Source organism: Streptomyces koelreuteriae, assembly GCF_018604545.1.
GTDB lineage: Bacteria > Actinomycetota > Actinomycetes > Streptomycetales > Streptomycetaceae > Streptomyces > Streptomyces koelreuteriae.
Map to the genome: position 1 here is coordinate 900,744 of NZ_CP075896.1, position 19,602 is coordinate 920,345.

The window sequence follows — 19,602 nt, forward strand, 5'->3', positions numbered from 1 at the left end:
GGCGACCACCCCCACTTCGGAGTGAACGCCCGGGTGCGAGGGGTGTCAAGTGTCACTGAACATCGCCCGACACGAACCAGACGCCCCCAGCGGGTACCTCTCCATCGTTGCGGTATCGGTGGGGAGTCGTCGACTCGAAGCAGACGGCGTCGCCCGGGCGCACCGTGTACTCGTCGAAACCGAGGGTGAGGATCAGCTCGCCGGAGGTCAGATAGCCGTACTCGGTGCCCCCGTGCCGCATCAGTCCGCCGGAGCCCGCGGAGGAGCCGCCGGGCCGGTAGGTCACCAGCAGGAAGTCGACGTCCGCGCCCGGCACCCGCCCGAGGCGCTCCCACCGGACCCCCGAGTCCAGCTCCAGCGTCTCGCGCTCCCCCGCGACGGCCAGCGGGCCGATCCGCCGCCCCGGGTCGGCGGCGAAGGCCGCGAGGGCGTGCGGGAGGGAAGCCGGCGTGCCAGCACCCACCACGGGCGACGAGGCCCGCGCGTCGAAGAGGGACTCCACCGAGATCCCGAGGGCCGTCGTGATCGCGTACAGCGTGCTGACGGAGGGCTGGCTCTTGCCGGTCTCGATCTGCGACACGAGACTCGCCGACACACCGACCTCCCGGGCCAGGGCGCGCAGGCTCCTGCCACGCTCCAGCCGGGCCTGCCGGATACGCGCGCCGACGGGCGGCACGACGGCGGGTGACACGGGCGGCTCCTCTCACGCTCGGCGGGTCCGCGGCTTCGCTCGGTGGGTCCGCGGCTTCGCTCGGTGGGTCCGCGGCTTCGCTCGGCGGGTGTACAGCTTCATTGAACAGCGCACGAGTGCCCGGAACCAGGTTCCGAGCGGCTCGCTCACTGCTTCCCGCCCGGAAACACCGCCCGCACCTGCCAGCCCGCTCCCCCAGCACGCGGCCCGGCACGCAGGTCGCCGCCCCAGGAGCCGCTGACCGAGCGCGAGCTGGACGTGGTCCGCCTGGTCGCTCTCGGCCGCCCCAACGCCGAGATCGCGGCCGAGCTGTACATCTCCCTGTCCACGGTCAAGACGCATCTGTCCAGCGTGCAGCTGAAACCGGCCGCCCGGAACCGCGTCGAGATCGCGGCCTGGGCCCGGCAGAACGGGCACGCGCAGGCCGGGGCGTGCGGCGCCCGCCCGATCGCTCCGGGCGGCGCTCACCCGATCGGTCCGGTGCCGGTGGTGGGCCGTCGGTGCCGGTGGTGCGCTGAGGACACGCGTCCCGTTCCCAGGAGGCACTCCCCATGGCCCGTCGCCCGTCCCCGCTCGCCCGCGTACTCTCCACCGCCCTGGCGGCAGGAACCCTGCTGACCACCGCCGCCTGCTCGGACGGCGACGACGCGGACGGGTCACGGGCGTCGGGCATCACCGCGACCCGGGTCGCCGGCAAGCAGCAGACCCCCTCTCCCACCGCCACCCTGACCACGGACGGCGCACGGGCCGCGCTGATCACCGAGGCGGACATCGAGGACGACTGGACCCAGGTCAAGGACACGGAGGCCGAGAACTGGCACGACAGCCTGCTCATCGGCACGGTCGACGTCTCCGACTTCCTCACGGCCAAGGCCGACTCCGCCGACTGCCAGCGGCTGATGGACTCCCTCTTCGACGACGATCTGCTGGGCAAACCGTCGGGCACGTCCGCGTTGCGCGGCTTCCAGCAGGGCGACTCGCGTCTGCTGTACCAGGTCGCCTCCTACGACCGGACCGACCCGCAGGGCTCCTTGAACTGGATGGCCAACCTGCCGGAGGAGTGCGCCCAGTTCACCGTCACCGAGGACGGCGAAGAGCGCACCGTGCAGGTCATCGAGGTCTCGCTGCCCAAGGTGGGCGACGCGCGGCAAGGCCTGCGCGTGACGGTGCAGGGCTCGACCGGGGGCACGGAGGCCACGCTGACCCTGGAGGTCGCCGCCGTCCGTGTCGGCAACGACGCCATCACGGTCACGGCGGGTGGGCTCGACGGGGACGAGCAGGACTCGGTCGAGCAGGCGGTGAAGATCGGCACCCAGAACCTGAAGGACGTGCTGGCCGGCAAGACGCCCCCGGCCGACCCCAGCCAGGTCGAGTAGCCCGGTCACGGCTCTCCCCCGCGACACGCCAAGGGCCCTGCCCGCTCCGCCGATTCCCGGGACAGCGTGATCACCGGAACGGCACAATGGCGGCGATGGCCGGTCCTCCGGTCGCTCGTGCGAGGAGAGGAAGAGACGTGAGTGAGAGCCACACCCCGCCGAGCGGCTCGGCGCGGCTGAACACCGGTGTGGCGCACAACGCCCGCGTGTGGAACTACTGGATCGGCGGCAAGGACAACTACGAGGTCGACCAGCGGGTCGGCGAGCACGTCGCCGGCATGTTCCCGATCATCCGGGACATCGCCCGGGCGGACCGGGAGTTCCTGGGCCGGGCCGTGTCGTTCCTGGCCTCCGAGCGCGGCGTGCGGCAGTTCCTCGACATCGGCACGGGGCTGCCGACGGCGGACAACACCCACGAGATCGCCCAGCGGATCGCGCCCGACGCACGGATCGTCTACGTCGACAACGACCCGATCGTGCTGGTGCACGCCCGCACCCTGCTGACGGGCACCCAGGACGGCGTCACCGCCTACATCGACGCCGATGTGCACGACCCGGACGCCATCCTGGAACGGGCCGGGCAGACCCTCGACCTCACCCGGCCCGTCGCCGTCATGATGCTGGGCATCCTCAACTTCGTGCTGGACACCGACAAGGCCCGGGACATCGTGCGCCGCGTGATGGCGGCGGTCCCCTCCGGCAGCTTCCTGGTCCTCACCCACCCCACCTTCGACGACGATCTCGGCGGCGCGGGCCAGATACCGGCGATGACGTTCTGGAACGAGAACGCCACGCCCCCGATCACCGCCCGCGGCGGCAAGGACATCGCCGCGTTCTTCGAGGGGCTCGACCTGCTCGAACCGGGCCTGGTGTCGTGCGGCCAGTGGCATGCCGAGCCCGGCTCTGCCGTGCTGGTACCGCAGTTCGGCGCGGTGGCCGTGAAGCCCTGACCGGAGGAAGAAGCGTATGACCACCCTGGCGGATCCCGTGCCCGGCGGCCGCCCCGGCGATGTCGAGCGGGCCACCGCGCTGAGCGGCGAACTCTCCGGCCGGGGGGTGCAGGGCGTCGTGCTGGCCTACGTCGACACCGCCGGCATCGGCCGGGTGAAGACCGTCCCGACGGCCCGGCTCGCCTCCGCGGCGGCCTGGGGCGTCGGCATGTCCCCGGTGTTCGACACGTTCCTGGCGAACGACTCCATCGTCACGACCGACGTCCTCGGCTCCCCCGACGGCGACCTGCGCCTCTACCCCGACCTCGACCAGCTCGTGGTGCTGGCCGGGCAGCCCGGCTGGGCGTGGGCGCCGGTCGACCGGATCACCCAGGACGGGGAGCGGCATCCGGGCTGCACGCGCACGTTCCTGCGCCGGATCGTCACCGAGGCGGCCGAGCGGCACGGCCTCGCCTTCCGGGCGGGCATCGAGATCGAGTGGACCGTGGCCAAGGGCGACGCGCCCGACGACACTTTCACGCCCGCGACGACCGGACCGGCGTACGGCGCCGTCCGGCAGGTCGAACTCGGCGACTACACCGCCGACCTCCTGGCGGCCTGCGCGGCGCAGGGCATCGACGTGGAACAGGTCCATCCCGAGTACGCGGCCGGGCAGTTCGAGATCTCGGTGGGGGCGCTCGATCCGGTGGCGGCGGCCGACCGCAGCGTGCTGGTGCGGCAGACCGTCCGCGCGGTGGCGCAGCGGCACGGGCTGCGGGTCTCCTTCGCCCCGGCCGTCGTGGGCCGGGGCGTCGGCAACGGCGGCCATGTCCACCTCTCCGCGTGGCGCGACGGCGTCAACCTGCACTCCGGGGGCGAGGGCCGGTACGGCATGACGGCCGAGGCCGAGTCGTTCACGGCCGGCCTCCTCGCCCATCTGCCCGCCCTCACGGCCGTGACCGCCCCCAGCCCCGCGAGCTATCTGCGGCTCAGACCCTCCCAGTGGGCCGGTGTGTTCACCGCCTGGGGCCGCGAGACCCGGGAGACCGCCCTGCGCGTCATCACCGGCACGGCGGGCCTGCGCGACCAGGCGGCCAACCTGGAGATCAAACCGGTCGACCTGGCGGCCAACCCCTATCTCGCGATCGGCTCCCTGATCGCCGCCGGACTGGACGGCCTGGCGTCGTCCGCCGCCCTGCCCGGGGAGATCACCGGGGACCCTGCGGGGCTGGCCGAGGCGGATGCGGCGGCCCGGGGCGTGCGGCGGCTGCCGGTCTCGTTGCAGGAGGCCGTCGAGGAGTTCCGCGAGGACGCGCCGCTGCGGGCGGCCCTCGGCCCGGTCCTGGCCGACGCGGTGATCGCCGTACGGCGGGGCGAACTGGCGTCCGTGGCCGGGCTGGACGACGACCAGGTGGCGGCGGCGTACCGCTGGAAGTACTGACGTGGGCGCGGTCCACGAGACGCTCGACGCCCTGCGGCTGGTCGACCACCACTGCCACGGCACCGTCACCGCCGACCTCGACCGGGCGGCCTTCGAGTCGCTCATCACGGAGGGCGACGTCTGGCCGGGCGTCTCGCCCTTCGACAGCCCCGTGGGCGTGGCCGTGCGCCGCCACTGCGCTCCCCTGCTGGACCTGCCCCGGCACGCCCCGCCCGAGGAGTACCTCGCCCGCCGCTCGGAGCTGGGGTGGCGCGAGGTGCGGCGGCGCTTCCTGCGCGCCTCGGGCACGGACGTCCTCTGCGTCGACACCGGCTTCGCCGCCGACCGGCTCACCACCCCGCCCGAACTCGCCGAGGCGGCGGGCGGGTCCGCGTACGAAGTCGTACGGCTGGAGGGGGTCGCCGAGTCGGTGCATGCCGCAGGGGTCGAGCCGGACGCGTACGCGGACGCCTTCCGGGCGGCCGCGCTCGACGCCGTGCGGCGGCCCGGTGTGGTGGCCGTGAAGTCGGTGGCGGCCTATCGCACCGGCTTCGACCTGGACCCGGCCCGCCCCTCGGACGCGGAGGTCACCGAGGCCGCCCGGCGCTGGTCGGCCCGCGGCGGCCGGCTGGCCGACCCGGTCCTCGTACGGCACCTGCTGTGGACCGCCGTCGACCTGGGCCTGCCGCTCCAACTCCACACCGGGTTCGGCGACAACGACATCCGGCTGCACCGGGCCGACCCCAGCCATCTCACGGACTGGCTGCACCTGACGGCCGGGACGATCCCCGTCCTGCTGCTGCACTGCTGGCCCTACCAGCGGCAGGCCGCCTACCTCTCGGCGGTCTTCGAGCAGGTGTACCTCGACGTCGGTCTCACCCTGCACTACGTCGGCCCCGCCCGGGCCGGTGCGGTCCTCGCGGAGGCGTTGGAGATCACACCGTTCCGCAAACTGCTGTACAGCTCCGACGCGTACGGTGTGGCGGAGTTCTTCCACCTCGGAGCCCTGGCCTTCCGGCAGGGACTCGCGGGGCTGCTCCAGGAGCGGGTGGACGCCGACGAGCTGTCCCTGCCGGACGCGCTGCGCATCGCGCGGTGGGCCGGGCGGGACAACGCCCTGCGGGTCTACCGGCTGCCGGACGACATGCCGGGAGGGGATTAGGACGGCGTGGGGCCGGTCACAGTTCCCCTGGAGCGGCTATCCAGGAAGTCCGAACGGCTGAAAGTATGATCAAGCAATGTCTGACATGACCGATACCACGCCCGGCTGGCTGTCCTCCGACGAACTGGAGATGACACGCGCCCGCATGCCGATCCTGTACGTCGAGGCCGTCCCGGTACGCGTCGACGACAGCGGCGAAGTCACCAGTGTCGGTGTGCTGCTGCGCATCGGGCCCGACGGAACGGTCAGCCGGACGCTGGTCTCCGGCCGGGTGCTGCACCACGAGCGCGTCCGTGACGCCCTGCTGCGCCATCTGGAGAAGGACCTCGGCCCGGTCGCGCTCCCCCGCGTCCCGGCGTCGCTGCAGCCCTTCACGGTCGCGGAGTACTTCCCGACCCAGGGCATCACGGCGTACCACGACCCCCGCCAGCACGCGGTGTCGCTGGCGTACATCGTGCCGGTGACGGGCGACTGCCGTCCTCGGCAGGACGCGCTCGACCTGGTGTGGTTCAGCCCGCAGGAGGCCGTCTCGGAGGCGGTGCAGAGCGAGATGCCGGGCGGACACGGAGTGCTGCTGAAGCAGGCGCTGGCCCATGCGGGCTGTGTGATCTGACGGGGGCGGGCCCTCTCGAAGGGGTGAGCTGATGCGGCTTCCCGACATGCCGCTGCACGATCCGTTCGTCGTCGCGGACGGCGAGTCCGGCACCTATCACCTCTACACGTCCAACGTCCCGTCCGTGTCGGGCGTGGACGGCACGGGCACGATGGTCTACCGCAGCCAGGACCTGCTGGAGTGGACGCGCCCCGTCGTGGTGTTCCGGACCGCCGGGCAGGAGGGCATCTGGGCGACGGACGGCGCCTGGGCACCGGAGGTGCACGCGTGGGACGGCAGGTACTACCTGTTCACCACGCTGCACAACGAGGACAGACCGCTCCCGGTCCCCCCGCCGAACCAGTGGGGCGTCCCCTTCCGGACCCCGACCCATATGCGCGGGACGATCACGGCGGTCTCCGACTCGCTGCTCGGCCCGTTCACCGTGCTCGACCCCGCACGCCCCGTCCCGCCCGAGCACCTCATGACCCTCGACGGCACGCTGTACGTCGACCCCTCCGGGCAGCCCTGGATGGTGTACGCGCACGAGTGGCTCCAGACCGTCGACGGAACGATGGAGGCGATCCGGCTGACCCCGGATCTGTCCCGGACGACCGGCGACCCGGTCTATCTCTTCAAGGCCTCCGACGCGCCCTGGACCGCCGAACAGATCCCCGCGGGCGTCCCGCACCAGCTCCCGCCGTACATCACCGACGGCCCTCAGCTGCAGCGCACCCCTGACGGCTCCCTGCTCATGCTGTGGTCGACCTACGAGAAGAACAGGGCCGGCGAGGACGGCACCGTCAGCGGCGGCTACGTACAGACCTACGCGGTATCGAGATCCGGGGACGTCCAAGGCCCCTGGGAGCAGCGTCGGCCGCTGGTCCGCGACGACAGCGGCCACGGCATGCTGTTCCACACCTTCGACGGCCGGCTGATGATGATCCTCCACCGGCCTTTCGAGAACGCGCGCGGGAAGCTGTACGAGATGCGGCTGAGCGGCCACGAGCTGGAGGTACTCCGCCGACGCGACGACCTCGACGGCGGCGGCTGACGCCACCGTGCCGACGCCGTAACGCAATCAGCGGGCCTGCCTTACGGCAGACCCGCTGGTCGATTCTGTCGGGACGACAGGATTTGAACCTGCGACCCCTTGACCCCCAGTCAAGTGCGCTACCAAGCTGCGCCACGTCCCGTTGCCCGTCTGACCTGGGGGTTCCCCCGGCCGAACGCGCAGGGAAACAATACCGCACTCGCGCCGGTGATCGCGCATCCGTTTCCGGGGGCCCGCCCTCCAGGGGTGTCACTCCTCCGTCGGGAGCCCCAGCCGGGGATGCGCCTCCAGGAGCCGGTTCGGGGCCGCCTGGCGCCAGGAGTCGGCGAGGATGTCCCGCAGTTCGTCCTCGCCCTCCAGCGCCTCCAGCCGGGCCCGCACCCAGGCGAACGACGCCTCGTGGTCGGCGATCCAGAACTTCTTCGGCTCGGCGAGCACCAGCTCGTCCCGCTCGACCTTGGGACAGCGCACGGCGATGGACGTCTCGTCCTCGGGCAGCGTCACGAACATCTTCCCGGCGACCCGGAACGTGGGCATGCTCCAGGCGATCTTCTCCGTGGTGTCCGGGAAGGAGAGGGCGATACGTCGTACGTCTTCGGCATCCGGCATGGCAGGCACGGTAGCCGCTGCCACTGACAATCACCTGGTGAGAGCGCCTGCCGGTAGGTGCTTGTAGTAGATCGTCGTTGGCCGCAGCACTCCGTCGGGGTTCGCCGCGTAGTCCGGGATCGCGCCGATCGCGGTCCAGCCGGCGGACCGGTAGAGCCGCTCGGCGGGGCTGCCGGTCTCGGTGTCCAGGTGCAGGAGGGTGACTCCGGCCGCCGCGGCGGCGTCCTCCGCCGTCGCCAGGAGCCTGCGGCCGAGGCCGCGCCCGCGGGCGTCCGGGTCCACCATGAGCTTGACGAGTTCGGCGCGGTGACGGCTGTTGGCCTTGCCGGGGAAGGCGAGGCTCACGGTGCCCTGCATCCGGTCCCCGTCGTACGCGGCCCACACGACGAGCCGGCCCGCGGCCACGTCGGCGGCCCGCTCCGCCCACCAGGCGAGGGCCTCCGCGCGGTCGAGCGGGGCGAGGAAGCCGACCGAGGCACCGGCGTCGACGGTGGCCTCCAACAGGCTCGCCAACTCCTCTGCCTTAGCGGACAGTTGCTCTTCCCGGAGACGAGTGACGATCACGGCCGCACCACCGCCAGCAGATACCGCACACCCTCGGGAGCGGCACTCCGGAACCGGGTCGGCCCCCATACGCGCATGCGCAGACAGTCGCCGGTGCCGAGGTGGTGTTCGGTGTCCTGCGCGGTGACGTCGAGGGCGCCTTCCAGGACCCAGATGTGCTGTTCGAGGCCGGTGACGGGCGGACGGTCGTAGGCGATGTCGGCGCCGGGCGAGAGGCGGGCCTCGACGAGTTCGCCGCGCAGGGCGGAGTGCGGCGGCGACACGGACCGCCGTACGAAACCGGAGGCCTGGTCCTGCCAGCGGGGCTGGTCGGTCGCGCGCACGACGGGCGACGGCTCGGCCTCCACCTCGCTGAGGAGCTGGGACATGGTGCGCCCGTAGACGGCGCACAGACGGTTCAGCAGCGAGGCCGTGGGGCTGATCTCCGCCCGTTCGGCCCGGGACAGGGTGGACCGGCTCACTCCGCTGCGCTCGGCCAACTCGCCCAGGGACCAGCCGTGTTCGGCCCGTAGCTCGGCCAGGCGGATGCCCAGCCGGGTGTCGACGGGGTCCGCACCATCGCCATCGGTTCTCATATCCGGGACGCTATCCCGGATATGAGACAACCGCGTTTCGCGGTCCTCACACCGGCAGCGGCTGCGCCTGTCCCGCCGCGCCGAGCGCGTCCAGCACCGGGCGGATCAGGGGGTGCTCCTCCGCTCCCCGGCGGACGGCGGCGAAGACGCGCCGGGTGGGGGCGGTGCCGTCGACGGGGCGGACGACCACGCCCGTGAGATCCATGCCCCGCAGCGCCGAGCGCGGCACGAGGGCCACGCCCGCGTCGGCGGAGGCGAGGGCCACGACCGCGCGGAAGTCGTCCGAGGAATGCTCCATACGGGGCTGGAAGCCGGCGTTCTCGCAGGCCAGGACCACCACGTCATGGCAGGGGTTGCCGGGGTACGGGCCGATCCAGGGGTCCTTGGCCAGTCCGGCGAGCGGGACCTCCGGCGCACCGGACAGCGGGTGGGTGACCGGCACGACCGCGTCGAAGGGCTCGGCGTACAGCGGGACGTGGGCCAGTCGCGGGTCGTCGGCGGGCGGGGCACCCCGGTACTCGACGGCGACGGCGACATCGACCTGCCGGTCCAGCACCATCGGCAGGCTGGCGTCGCCCTCGGCGTCCTGGACGCGGATGCGGATCCCGGGCGCGGACTCGGCGAGCCGGGCCACCGCGGGCGCCACGACCAGGGCTATGCCCGTCGCGAAGGAGGCGACCGTGACGGTGCCGGCGGCTCCCGAGCTGTACGCGGCCAGCTCGGCCTCGGCCCGCTCCAGCTGGGCGAGGACCGCGTTGGTGTGGTCGAGGAGGATCTCACCGGCCGGGGTGAGCCGTACGCCCTTGGCGCCGCGCTCGACGAGCCGGTGGCCGGTCTCCTGCTCCAGCGCGGCGAGCTGCTGGGAGACGGCCGACGGGGTGAGGTACAGCGCGGCGGCAGCCGCCGTCACCGTACGGTGGTCCGCCACCGCACGGAGGATGTGGAGCCGCCGCGCTTCGATCATGCGATCGATTGTCTCAAACGCGCCGCTCAGGCCTGCTCGGCGTCCAGCTCGGCCCGTGCCGCCACGAACGCGTCCACCGCGCGGTTGACGTCCTCCGTCGAGTGCGCGGCCGAGAGCTGGACCCGGATCCGGGCCGCCCCCTGCGGCACGACCGGGTAGGAGAAGCCGATCACGTACACGCCGCGCTCCAGCAGCAGCTCCGCCATCCGCCCGGCTACGGCCGCGTCACCGATCATCACCGGCGCGATGGCGTGGTCGCCGGGAAGGACGTCGAAGCCCTCCTCGGTCATCCGGCCGCGGAAGAGGGCCGTGTTCTCGGCGAGGCGGACGCGCAGGTCGTCCGCGGACTCCAGCAGGTCGATGACCTTCAGGGAGGCCGCCGCGATCACCGGGGCGAGGGTGTTGGAGAAGAGATACGGCCGGGAGCGCTGGCGCAGCAGGGCGACGATCTCGGCACGGGCCGCCACATAGCCGCCGGACGCGCCGCCGAGGGCCTTGCCGAGGGTGCCGGTGATGATGTCGACACGGTCCATGACGCCGTGCAGCTCGGGAGTGCCGCGGCCACCGGGGCCGACGAAGCCGACGGCGTGCGAGTCGTCGACCATGACCATCGCGTCGTAGCGGTCGGCGAGGTCGCAGATCTCGCGCAGCGGCGCCACATAGCCGTCCATGGAGAAGACGCCGTCGGTGACGATCAGCCGGCGCCGCGCGTCGGACGCCTCCTTCAGCCGGGCCTCCAGCTCGGCCAGGTCACGGTTGGCGTAGCGCAGGCGGCGGGCCTTGGACAGGCGGATGCCGTCGATGATCGACGCGTGGTTCAGCGCGTCGGAGATGACCGCGTCCTCCGGGCCGAGCAGCGTCTCGAACACACCGCCGTTGGCGTCGAAGCAGGAGGAGTACAGGATCGTGTCCTCCTGGCCGAGGAACGCCGACAGCCGCGCCTCGAGTTCCTTGTGCACCTCCTGCGTGCCGCAGATGAAGCGGACGGAGGCCATGCCGTAGCCCCAGCGGTCCAGGGCCTCGTGGGCGGCGGCGACGACCTCGGGGTGGTCGGCGAGGCCGAGGTAGTTGTTGGCGCAGAAGTTGAGGACCTCGCCGGGGCGGCCGCCCGCGGTGACGTTCACGGTGGCCGACTGCGGGGTGCCGATCACGCGCTCGGGCTTGTGCAGACCGGCGGCGCGGATCTCGTCGAGGGTGGCGCGCAGGTCGTCGCGCACGGAGTCGAACATGAGGGCTCCTGAAAGGGTCGCGGAGAAACGTGCTGAAAGAAGGGGGAGTTACGCGGTCCAGTCGAGGATGACCTTGCCGCCGCGGCCGCTCGCCGCGTCGGCGAACGCCGCCTCGAAGTCGCGGAAGCCGTACCGGCCGGTGATGACGGGCGCGAGGTCGAGGCCGCCTTCGAGCAGCACGGACATCGCGTACCAGGTCTCGAACATCTCGCGGCCGTAGATGCCCTTGACGGTGATCATCGAGGTGACGATCCGGGCCCAGTCGACGGGGAACTCCTCGGCGGGCAGGCCGAGCATGGCGATCCGGCCGCCGTGCGTCATGTTGGCGATCATGTCGCGCATGGCCTCGGGGCGGCCGGACATCTCCAGGCCGATGTCGAAGCCCTCGCGCAGACCGAGCGCGCGCTGCCCGTCGGCGATGGTCGCGGCGGAGACATCGAGGGCGAGGCTCACCCCGATCTTGCGGGCCAGCTCCAGCCGCTCCGGGCTGACGTCGGTGATCACGACGTTGCGGGCACCGGCGTGCCGGGCCACGGCCGCGGCCATCAGGCCGATGGGTCCCGCGCCGGTGATCAGGACGTCCTCGCCGACGAGCGGGAACGACAGCGCGGTGTGCACGGCGTTGCCGAACGGGTCGAAGATCGCGGCCACGTCGAGGTCGACGGGCACCCGGTGCACCCAGACGTTGGCGGCGGGCAGCGCCACGTACTCGGCGAACGCCCCGTCCCGGCCCACGCCCAGCCCGACGGTGGCCCGGCACAGATGACGGCGGCCCGCCTGGCAGTTGCGGCACTTGCCGCACACCAGATGGCCCTCGCCGCTCACCCGGTCGCCGATGCCGATGTCGGTGACGTCCCGTCCGGTCTCCACGACCTCGCCGACGAACTCGTGCCCGAGCACGAGCGGGGTATTGATCGCCTGCTGCGCCCAGCCGTCCCAGGCTCTGATGTGCAGGTCGGTGCCGCAGATGCCGGTGCGCAGCACCTTGATCAGTACGTCACCGGCCCCGACGGCGGGCTCCGGGACGTCCGTGAGCCACAGCCCGGGCTCCGCCTTCTCTTTGACCAGTGCCTTCACCGCAAGGGCTCCTGAGGGTGAGTCCCGGCTCCGGGCATGCCGAAGCAGCCCCTGGGCCGGGAGAGGAGTGGGATCGCACTGCAATCTGCCGTACGGCGGCCGCACCGGTCCATCGAGGATTTCTTAAGCGCCGCCTCAGCTTTCCTTCACGCCCTCGGGGAACTCCGGGAACCACAGGCGTTCAGCAGGGCAGCGAGCCGTCCAGGCCCTCCAGCCGCAGGACGAGCTGCGCGGCGTGTTCCTTGATGGCCGTCAGGCCCGGCTTCCCCCAGGGCCGCGGCTCGACGTCCGCGACACTGACCGTGCCCAGCACCAGCCCCGTGCCGTCGAGGAGCGGCGCCCCCAGATAGGAGCGGATGCCGAACTCGTCGACCACCGGATTGCCCGCGAACCGCGGATAGTCGCGGACGTCCTCCAGGACCAGGGCCTTGCGTCGCGCCACCACATGGGGGCAGAAGCCATGGTCGCGGGGCAGGGCACGGCCCACCCGGGGGCTGGTGCCGTCGCCGCGCACCACCGGCGCGACGGCGGGGACATACAGGCCCGCGTAGAACTGCCGCTGCTCGTCGGGGAAGTTGACCATGGCGTACGGAGCCCCGGTGAGCTCGGCGAGGCGGCGTGCGAAGGCGTCGAGCGCGGGTTCGGGGCGCTCCCCCAGACCCAGTCGGCGCAGTCGGTGGGTGCGGGCGGGGGCCTCCTTGTCCTCGGGGGTGAGCAGCAGACGACCGGCCGGGCGCGGCGGGTCGTAGCTCATGGGCGTACTCGCGAAGTGTGGGCATGCGTCATACAGGGGCTCCGTGGCAGGTGTGAGGGGGTCACATATGGGCGCCGTACCCCGTCGTGGGGGCCGGGGTGTGGGCGATGAGGTGGCGCACGAGGGTCAGCAGGGTCCGGACCCCGGAGCTGGAGATCCGGGCGTCGCAGCACACGACGGGGACGTCCTCGGTCAGATCGAGGGCTGCGCGCACCTCCTCGGGGTCGTAGCGGTGGGAGCCGTCGAACTCGTTGACGGCGATGACGAAGCCGAGGCCGCGCTGTTCGAAGAAGTCGACCGCCGCGAAACACTCCTCCAGACGGCGGGTGTCGGCGAGGATGACCGCCCCGAGAGCGCCCTCGCACAGCTCGTCCCACATGAACCAGAACCGCTCCTGGCCGGGTGTGCCGAACAGATAGAGCACATGTCTCGGGTCGAGGGTGATGCGGCCGAAGTCCATGGCCACGGTCGTCTCGACCTTGTTCTCGATGCCGTCGAGGTTGTCGGTCGCGGCACCGACGGTGGTGAGAAGCTCCTCCGTGCTGAGCGGCGCGATCTCGCTGACCGCGCCGACGAAGGTCGTCTTGCCCACGCCGAAGCCGCCCGCGACCAGGATCTTGAGCGCGGTGGGGAACGGATCGGCGCTGCCGCGCGGTCCGTCGGCGTAGTCAGAGCTGTCGTCGTAGTCCATCGAGCACTGCCTCCAGAAGAGCCCGGTCCGTCGGGTTGTGGTAGAAGGCGGGGGGCTTGGTGGTCAGCGCCCCGCAGTCGACGAGGTCCGCCAGCAGCACCTTGGTGACGGCCACCGGCAGTTTCAGATGGGCGGCGACCTCGGCGACCGCGACGGGCGCGCGGCACAGGTCGAGCGCCTGCGTGTGCTCGAGGCCGAGATAGCCGAGGGGGGTCGCCCCGGTGGCCATCAGCTGCGACATGAGGTCGAGCGCGACGGTGGGACGGGTGCGGCCGTTGCTGACGGTGAACGGGCGCACCAGCCGCCCGGCCGCGTCGTCGAGCCAAGGCCCGTCACCGGCCGCCGTCACGGTCAAGGCCTCATCGCAGGGGGTTCGACGGACTGCTGCCGGGGAGCGGTGACCAGGTAGGGGCGGACGCTCTTGACGAGCATCGCCATCTCGTAGCCGAGCACGGCCGCGTCGGCCTCGCGGCCCGCGAGCACGGCCAGGCAGGTGCCGGAGCCGGCGGTGGTGACGAACAGCAGGGTCGAGTCGAGTTCGACGACGACCTGCCGTACGTCGCCGCCGTCGCCGAAGCGGACACCGGCGCTGCGGCCGAGGGAGTACAGGCCGGAGGCGAGAGCGGCCATGTGGTCGGCGCTGTCCGGGTCGAGGCCGTGTACGGACTTCACTAGCCCGTCGCAGGACAGGAGCACGGCGGCGTTCGTGTGCGGTACGCGCTGCACGAGGCCGCTCATCAGCCAGTCGAGATCGGATACCTGGGCGGTCGGCGCATCGCTCGCCATGGTGGATCGACTCCTTGGGGTACGAAGGTCTGCGGGAGCGCTGGGGGTGGATATGGGTGTGGGGGTGGACACGGGGGTGGTCATCCGGCGGGTGCGCTCCCGTCCCGCCGGGCGGTGATGCTGTGGTCGGTGTGCGCCGGCTCCAGGTGTGCCGGCTCGGTGTGCGTCGGCTGCTCCCGCTCGCCCCGGACCGTGTCTCCCGACTCCATGTGCTGTTGCGCCTCGGCGAGGCCGATGCCGCGCTGGAAGGCCGCCATCAGACCGGGGTCGTGGCCGACGAGGTACTCGGAGTCCTGGCGCGGCGTGGGACCGTCGCGCAACTGGGGTGCGATGTGCTCCTGGGCGCGGCGGCGGGGCAGTTGGGGTTTGCCCATGGTGCCGCGCACGGTGCCGTTGCGGGGGGTGGGCGGCTCGGTGCCGTTCCCGGCGAGGACGCGCCGGTCTTCCGGGCTGATCCCGGGCCGTGCCTCGGCCGGGGTGGGCCGCTCCCGACGCGTCCCGCGCACGGGCAGGGGCGCGGGGTGGCCGTTCTTCGGGGCGCCGCCCGAGTCCCGTTCGGAATCGGGCCGGTGCGCTCGGGACGCGGTGGGTGCGGGGGGCGCGGGGAGCGGGACCGACGGCCGTGCCTCGGAGGCGGCACCCGGCACGGACGGGAATCCGTACACCGTCGAGGACCCTGTCGCGGGAGCGGATCCGGACTCGGGCGCGGATCGGGACTCGGGCGCGGATCGGGACTCGGGCGCGCCGCCGGGGCCGACCGCGCCGGGCACCGCCCCCTCGTCCGAGGGGGACCTCAGGGACTCCGCCCGGGCTCCGGCCTCGAGCACCGTCCCGGCACTGGTACCGGCCTCGGACTGGCCGCCCTCCTGAGAACCCGCCCCCGCCCCCAACAGCGCCTGCGGCACGACGAGCACCGCCTGCACTCCGCCGTAGATGTTGGTCTGGAGGCGGACGTTGATGCCGTGCCGACGGGCGAGCTGGGAGACGACGAACAGGCCGATGCGCCCGTCCGCGAGGAGCCGGCCGACGTTCACCTGGTCCGGGTCGGCGAGCAGGGCGTTCATCCGCGTCTGCTCCTCGACGGGCATGCCGAGTCCGCGGTCCTCGACCTCGACGGCGAGCCCGGAGGTGACGAGGCCCGCGCGCAGCAGCACCTGGGTCTGCGGGGCGGAGAACACCGTGGCGTTCTCGACGAGTTCGGCCAGCAGATGGATGACGTCGGCGACGGCGTGACCGCGCAGGGTGCCGTCGATCGGGGGCACGAGCTTGACCCGCGAGTACTGCTCGACCTCGGCGATGGCCGAGCGCAGCACCTCGGTCATGGAGACCGGGTTGCTCCACTGGCGGCGGGAGACCGCCCCGCCGAGCACGGCGAGGTTCTCGGCGTGCCGGCGGATGCGGGTGGCGAGGTGGTCGACGTGGAAGAGCCCCTTGAGCAGCTCGGGGTCCTCCATCTCGTTCTCCAGCTCGTCGAGGATGGAGATCTCGCGGTGCACCAGTGACTGCAGACGCCGGGCGAGGTTGACGAACACCTCGAGCTTCTGTTCGCTGCCGGTCTGGCTGGAGAGCTGCGCGGCCTCGACGACGGCGGTGAGGGCGCCGTCGTGCGCACGGGTCAGGTCGGCGGACAGGAGGTCGAAGTCGTCGGCGTCCTCGGCGGGACCGCCCCGCTCGTCGTCGGGACCGGGCTGCGGCGGTCCCTCGCCGCGGCGCAGCGTCTCGACCAGGCCACGCAGGTCGGCCTCGCGCCGCGCGGTGGTGCGGCGCAGGGCGCCGACGCGGTCGTGCACGGAACGGGCGGCCCGGTTTGCGGCCACCGCGGCGACGACGATGCCGACGAGGGCCACCGAGACCGCCCCGGCGAGCACGGCCCACAGGGTGAGGCCCGGCCGTGCTCCGGTGGACCGGACGGTGAAGAGGACGGCGGCGCAGCCGCTGAGGGCGACGGCGACGGGCGGCAGCACGGCGAGGCGCAGCAGTTGGGGCCGTATGTGGGTCTCGGGCAGCGCGGGTGCGGTGCGGGCGGCCGGGCGCCCGTGCCGCCCGCCCTCACGGCGGTCTGCGCGGGCGGCCGGGGCGCGGAGCTGAGACATCGGTGTCCTCGTGCTGGTCCGTCGGTGCTGGCTGCCAGGGGGGCTCGCGGGCGTGCGATCGGGCTCGCGTGGGCGGCGGGGATCCCCGTCGCGTCTACTCCCTCGTCCGCCTTGCGCCTGCACGTGCCGGTCCCCGCTCCCTGATCCGCCTGCTTTCCGACGGCCACTGACAGTAGTCGCCAGCGCATCATGTGCGGTGGGCAGTTGACAAACTCATACGGTGAGCGTCCTGCTCTGGTATGAGGTCTCGTACGACAGACCGATATCCCCGTCGCGCACCCGGCCATGAATGGACACGACACGATCCGACCTGGTCAGAAGCGGTCACACGGAAACGGCGAGGGCCGAGGAGCCTTCAGCTCCTCGGCCCTCGCCGTCTACTTCCCGTCCGGCCCCCGTCAGCCCGCCGGGAGCGTCTCGGGGTTCTCCGTACCCTTGGCCGACCCTCCCCGGCCGTCACCCTCCGTATCGGCCTGGGCCATGGCTGCCGCGTCCGACGCGGTCTTGATCGCGGCGTCGGCGAGGGCCTCCCCGGCCGGGAATCCACCCTCCGGGGCGAGCGCCACCCCACGCCACCACGGCTCGGACGGGACGGTTTCCGCTGTCGGCTCGAAGGGCTCGCCGGGGCGGGGCAGGGCGATCCGGGCGCCCACCGCGCGGGCGGCCGCGACCGTGCCCTCACCGGGGTCCGCCCACGGATGGGTGGCCAGATTGAAGGTGGCCCAGTGGATCGGCAGCATCGGGCCGTGCTCCGGTCCGCCCTGGAGGTCGAGGTGGGCGCGCATGCCCTCCTCGGGGGTCATGTGGATGTCGGGCCAGAAGTCCGAGTACGCGCCGATCTGGATCATCGTGGCGTCGAACGGTCCGTGCTCGGCGCCGATCTCCTTGAATCCGTCGAAGTAGCCGGTGTCGCCGCTGTGGTAGATCCGGTGCGACTCCCCGGCGACGACCCAGGAGGCCCAGAGGGTGTGCTGGGTGTTGCGCAGGCCCCGGCCGCAGAAGTGCCGGGCCGGGGTGGCGGTCAGGGCGAGGCCGCCGATCTTCGTGGTCTCGTGCCAGTCCAGTTCGCGCAGCCGGTCGGCGGAGACGCCCCAGTGCTCCAGGTGCGCGCCGACGCCCAGCGGCACGGCGAACAGGGTGTCCGTGCCCGCCAGGGCCTTGATGGTGGGCATGTCCAGGTGGTCGTAGTGGTCGTGCGAGATGACCACGACGTCGACCGGGCCGAGCGCGGCCAGCGGCAGGGGCGCCGGGTGCAGCCGCTTGGGCCCGGCGAAGGGGAACGGGGAGCAGCGCTCGCCCCACACCGGGTCGAACAGGACCCGGCGGCCGTCGATCTCCGCGAGCACGCTGGAGTGCCCCATCCAGGTCAGCCGCAGGCCCGTGGCCGGGGGCCGGGCGATGTCGGCGAGGGTGGTGGAGTGCAGCGGCACCGTGCCCTGGGGACTGCGGCGGGGCCGGGTCTCCTTGTCGAAGAAGACCTTCGCGAAGTCCAGGGTGGAGCCCGAGGGCCGGGTGCGCGCGGGGCCGCCGGGGTTCTGGAAGACCCCGTCCTTGAAGTGGGGCGATCTGCGGATGCGCGCCATGCGCTCACCGCGCGGATCCGCGCCGAACGCCCCGGGCCGCAGCGCACGGAGCCCGGTGCTCAGGGGACGGAAACCGGCCACGGTACCTCCAGGTGGAGTCGGTCAGGCTTTCCATTATGGTCGGCCCCTCCGACAACACCGGGGCACAGGGGTCCCTCCGAGGGTCATACTGACCGATGATTCAGTAACACCTTCAGCGACCCCGGCGAAGGAGCCCGTATGGCCGACCCCCTGCTGTCCCTCACCTGGACCGACCACCTCACCGGTCACCAGGGCTTTCTGGTCGTCGACCGGCTGGTGCGCGGTGTCGCCAGCGGCGGTCTGCGGATGCGCGCGGGCTGCACCCTGGAGGAGGTCACCGGCCTGGCCCGCGGGATGACCATGAAGGAGGCCCTGCACTACGACCCCGAGAGCCGCTACGTCCCGCTCGGCGGCGCGAAGGGCGGCATCGACTGCGACCCCCGGGACCCGCAGGCCTACCCCCTGCTCGTGCGCTACCTGCGCGCGATGCGGCCGTACATCGAGAGCTGCTGGACGACGGGCGAGGACCTCGGGCTGACCCAGGACCTGGTGGACCGGGCCGCCGCCGAGGCGGGGCTGGTCTCCTCCATACAGGCCGTGTATCCCCTGCTGGACGACGAGGCCGAGGCACGGCGGCGGCTCCGGGACGCGTTCGCGGTCGAGGTGGACGGCCTCGGTCTCGACGAGCTGGTCGGCGGCTGCGGTGTGGCCGAGTCCGCCCTCACGGCCCTGGACCGGGCCGGGGTGCCGTACACGGGCACGCGGGTCGCCCTCCAGGGGCTGGGCACCATGGGCGGGGCGACCGCCCGCTTCCTCACGCGCGCGGGGCTCACGATCGTGGCCGTCGCCGACCTCAAGGGCACGATCGCCAACCCGGCGGGCCTGGACGTCGAGGCGCTGCTCGCCGCTCGGGACGCCCACGGCACCGTGGACCGCTCAGCGCTGCGGCCCGGCGACCGCGAACTGCCCGGCGACGCGTGGCTGTCGGCCGACACGGACGTCCTGGTGCCCGCCGCCGTCTCGTACGCGATCGACTCCGGGAACCAGGAGCGGATCACCGCCCGCTGGGTCGTCGAGGCGGCCAACATGCCCGTACGACCGGAGGCGGAGCTGCTGCTGGCCGCGCGCGGGGTGACCGTGCTGCCGGACGTGGTGGTCAACTCCGGGACGAACGCCTGGTGGTGGTGGACGCTCTTCGGGGACATCGGCGCCGACGCGGAGGAGGCGTTCGCCCACACCCGCGGCTCGATGCGGGCCCTGGTGGAGCGGATGCTGGCCCGGGCGCAGGCCGACGGGACGACACCGCGAGCCGCCGCGCACGCGATCGCGGCGGACCGGCTGCCGGTGATCGCGGAGCGCTTCGGCTGGTACCGCTGACGCACGTCGAACCCGCCTCCGGACCGGCCGAATCCACACGTCAAGGGGGTGCACG

General features: G+C 72.5%; 20 protein-coding genes, 1 tRNA gene and 1 pseudogene. 8 read left to right on the plus strand and 14 right to left on the minus strand.

The features are described 5' to 3' along the window. Positions 1-52 precede the first annotated feature (52 nt). Entirely contained in the window at positions 53-691 is a 639-nt protein-coding gene (locus tag KJK29_RS04010) for a helix-turn-helix domain-containing protein (protein WP_215117232.1), read from the minus strand. Positions 692-865: 174 nt separating this feature from the next. Here KJK29_RS04010 and KJK29_RS04015 point away from each other — a divergent pair. The 7 genes and pseudogenes from KJK29_RS04015 to KJK29_RS04045 all read left to right on the plus strand — a co-directional run. Further along, positions 866-1,111, plus strand: a pseudogene (locus KJK29_RS04015) (response regulator transcription factor); the annotation flags it as partial. Between the two features lie 131 nt (positions 1,112-1,242). Next, the gene (locus KJK29_RS04020; protein ID WP_215117234.1) at positions 1,243-2,067 is read left to right on the plus strand and encodes a hypothetical protein; all 825 of its coding nucleotides are present in this window, start codon (positions 1,243-1,245) and stop codon (positions 2,065-2,067) included. Positions 2,068-2,204: 137 nt separating this feature from the next. Next, complete coding sequence (locus tag KJK29_RS04025; protein WP_215117236.1) at positions 2,205-3,017, plus strand: SAM-dependent methyltransferase; 813 nt, start codon at positions 2,205-2,207, stop codon at positions 3,015-3,017. Between the two features lie 16 nt (positions 3,018-3,033). Further along, complete coding sequence (locus tag KJK29_RS04030; RefSeq protein ID WP_215117238.1) at positions 3,034-4,437, plus strand: type I glutamate--ammonia ligase; 1,404 nt, start codon at positions 3,034-3,036, stop codon at positions 4,435-4,437. A 1-nt stretch (position 4,438) separates the two neighbouring features. Continuing rightward, positions 4,439-5,578: an amidohydrolase family protein gene (locus KJK29_RS04035; protein ID WP_215117240.1), complete on the plus strand. Its 1,140-nt coding sequence runs from the start codon at positions 4,439-4,441 to the stop codon at positions 5,576-5,578. Between the two features lie 76 nt (positions 5,579-5,654). Beyond that, on the plus strand, positions 5,655-6,191 hold the full coding sequence (locus tag KJK29_RS04040) for an NUDIX hydrolase family protein (RefSeq protein ID WP_215117242.1): 537 nt from the start codon (positions 5,655-5,657) through the stop codon (positions 6,189-6,191). 31 nt (positions 6,192-6,222) lie between these two features. Next, a complete protein-coding gene (locus KJK29_RS04045; protein WP_215117244.1) occupies positions 6,223-7,224 on the plus strand; it encodes a glycoside hydrolase family 43 protein in 1,002 nt (333 codons plus the stop codon). 68 nt (positions 7,225-7,292) lie between these two features. Here the strand turns inward: KJK29_RS04045 and KJK29_RS04050 are convergent. From KJK29_RS04050 to KJK29_RS04110, 13 genes are all read right to left on the minus strand, one after another. Continuing rightward, positions 7,293-7,366, minus strand: a tRNA-Pro gene (locus KJK29_RS04050). 107 nt (positions 7,367-7,473) lie between these two features. Then, positions 7,474-7,833, minus strand: coding sequence for an MmcQ/YjbR family DNA-binding protein (locus KJK29_RS04055; RefSeq protein WP_215117246.1), 360 nt, complete (start codon positions 7,831-7,833; stop codon positions 7,474-7,476). Positions 7,834-7,863: 30 nt separating this feature from the next. Beyond that, a complete protein-coding gene (locus KJK29_RS04060; protein ID WP_215117247.1) occupies positions 7,864-8,397 on the minus strand; it encodes a GNAT family N-acetyltransferase in 534 nt (177 codons plus the stop codon). Beyond that, positions 8,394-8,972, minus strand: a complete 579-nt coding sequence (locus KJK29_RS04065) for a helix-turn-helix domain-containing protein (RefSeq protein ID WP_215117249.1) — start codon at positions 8,970-8,972, stop codon at positions 8,394-8,396. Before KJK29_RS04065 ends, KJK29_RS04060 begins: the two co-directional genes overlap by 4 nt. A gap of 46 nt (positions 8,973-9,018) precedes the next feature. Then, positions 9,019-9,936 (minus strand): LysR family transcriptional regulator, encoded by a 918-nt coding sequence (locus tag KJK29_RS04070; RefSeq protein ID WP_215117250.1) that lies wholly within the window; start codon positions 9,934-9,936, stop codon positions 9,019-9,021. A 26-nt stretch (positions 9,937-9,962) separates the two neighbouring features. Next, positions 9,963-11,165: a glycine C-acetyltransferase gene (locus KJK29_RS04075; RefSeq protein WP_215117251.1), complete on the minus strand. Its 1,203-nt coding sequence runs from the start codon at positions 11,163-11,165 to the stop codon at positions 9,963-9,965. Between the two features lie 48 nt (positions 11,166-11,213). Beyond that, complete coding sequence (tdh, locus tag KJK29_RS04080) at positions 11,214-12,242, minus strand: L-threonine 3-dehydrogenase (protein WP_215117252.1); 1,029 nt, start codon at positions 12,240-12,242, stop codon at positions 11,214-11,216. A gap of 181 nt (positions 12,243-12,423) precedes the next feature. Next, positions 12,424-12,996: a GAF domain-containing protein gene (locus KJK29_RS04085; RefSeq protein WP_215117254.1), complete on the minus strand. Its 573-nt coding sequence runs from the start codon at positions 12,994-12,996 to the stop codon at positions 12,424-12,426. A 61-nt stretch (positions 12,997-13,057) separates the two neighbouring features. Continuing rightward, positions 13,058-13,687: a GTP-binding protein gene (locus KJK29_RS04090; protein ID WP_215117256.1), complete on the minus strand. Its 630-nt coding sequence runs from the start codon at positions 13,685-13,687 to the stop codon at positions 13,058-13,060. Then, positions 13,665-14,036: a DUF742 domain-containing protein gene (locus KJK29_RS04095; RefSeq protein WP_189726304.1), complete on the minus strand. Its 372-nt coding sequence runs from the start codon at positions 14,034-14,036 to the stop codon at positions 13,665-13,667. Before KJK29_RS04095 ends, KJK29_RS04090 begins: the two co-directional genes overlap by 23 nt. 2 nt (positions 14,037-14,038) lie before the next feature. Next, positions 14,039-14,473: a roadblock/LC7 domain-containing protein gene (locus KJK29_RS04100; protein WP_215117258.1), complete on the minus strand. Its 435-nt coding sequence runs from the start codon at positions 14,471-14,473 to the stop codon at positions 14,039-14,041. Positions 14,474-14,553: 80 nt separating this feature from the next. Next, entirely contained in the window at positions 14,554-16,566 is a 2,013-nt protein-coding gene (locus tag KJK29_RS04105) for a sensor histidine kinase (protein WP_215117260.1), read from the minus strand. Positions 16,567-16,964: 398 nt separating this feature from the next. Further along, the gene (locus KJK29_RS04110) at positions 16,965-18,230 is read right to left on the minus strand and encodes an MBL fold metallo-hydrolase (RefSeq protein ID WP_215117262.1); all 1,266 of its coding nucleotides are present in this window, start codon (positions 18,228-18,230) and stop codon (positions 16,965-16,967) included. A gap of 138 nt (positions 18,231-18,368) precedes the next feature. Here KJK29_RS04110 and KJK29_RS04115 point away from each other — a divergent pair, with 138 nt between their 5' ends. After that, on the plus strand, positions 18,369-19,547 hold the full coding sequence (locus KJK29_RS04115; RefSeq protein ID WP_215117264.1) for a Glu/Leu/Phe/Val dehydrogenase dimerization domain-containing protein: 1,179 nt from the start codon (positions 18,369-18,371) through the stop codon (positions 19,545-19,547). The last annotated feature ends 55 nt before the right edge of the window (positions 19,548-19,602 follow it).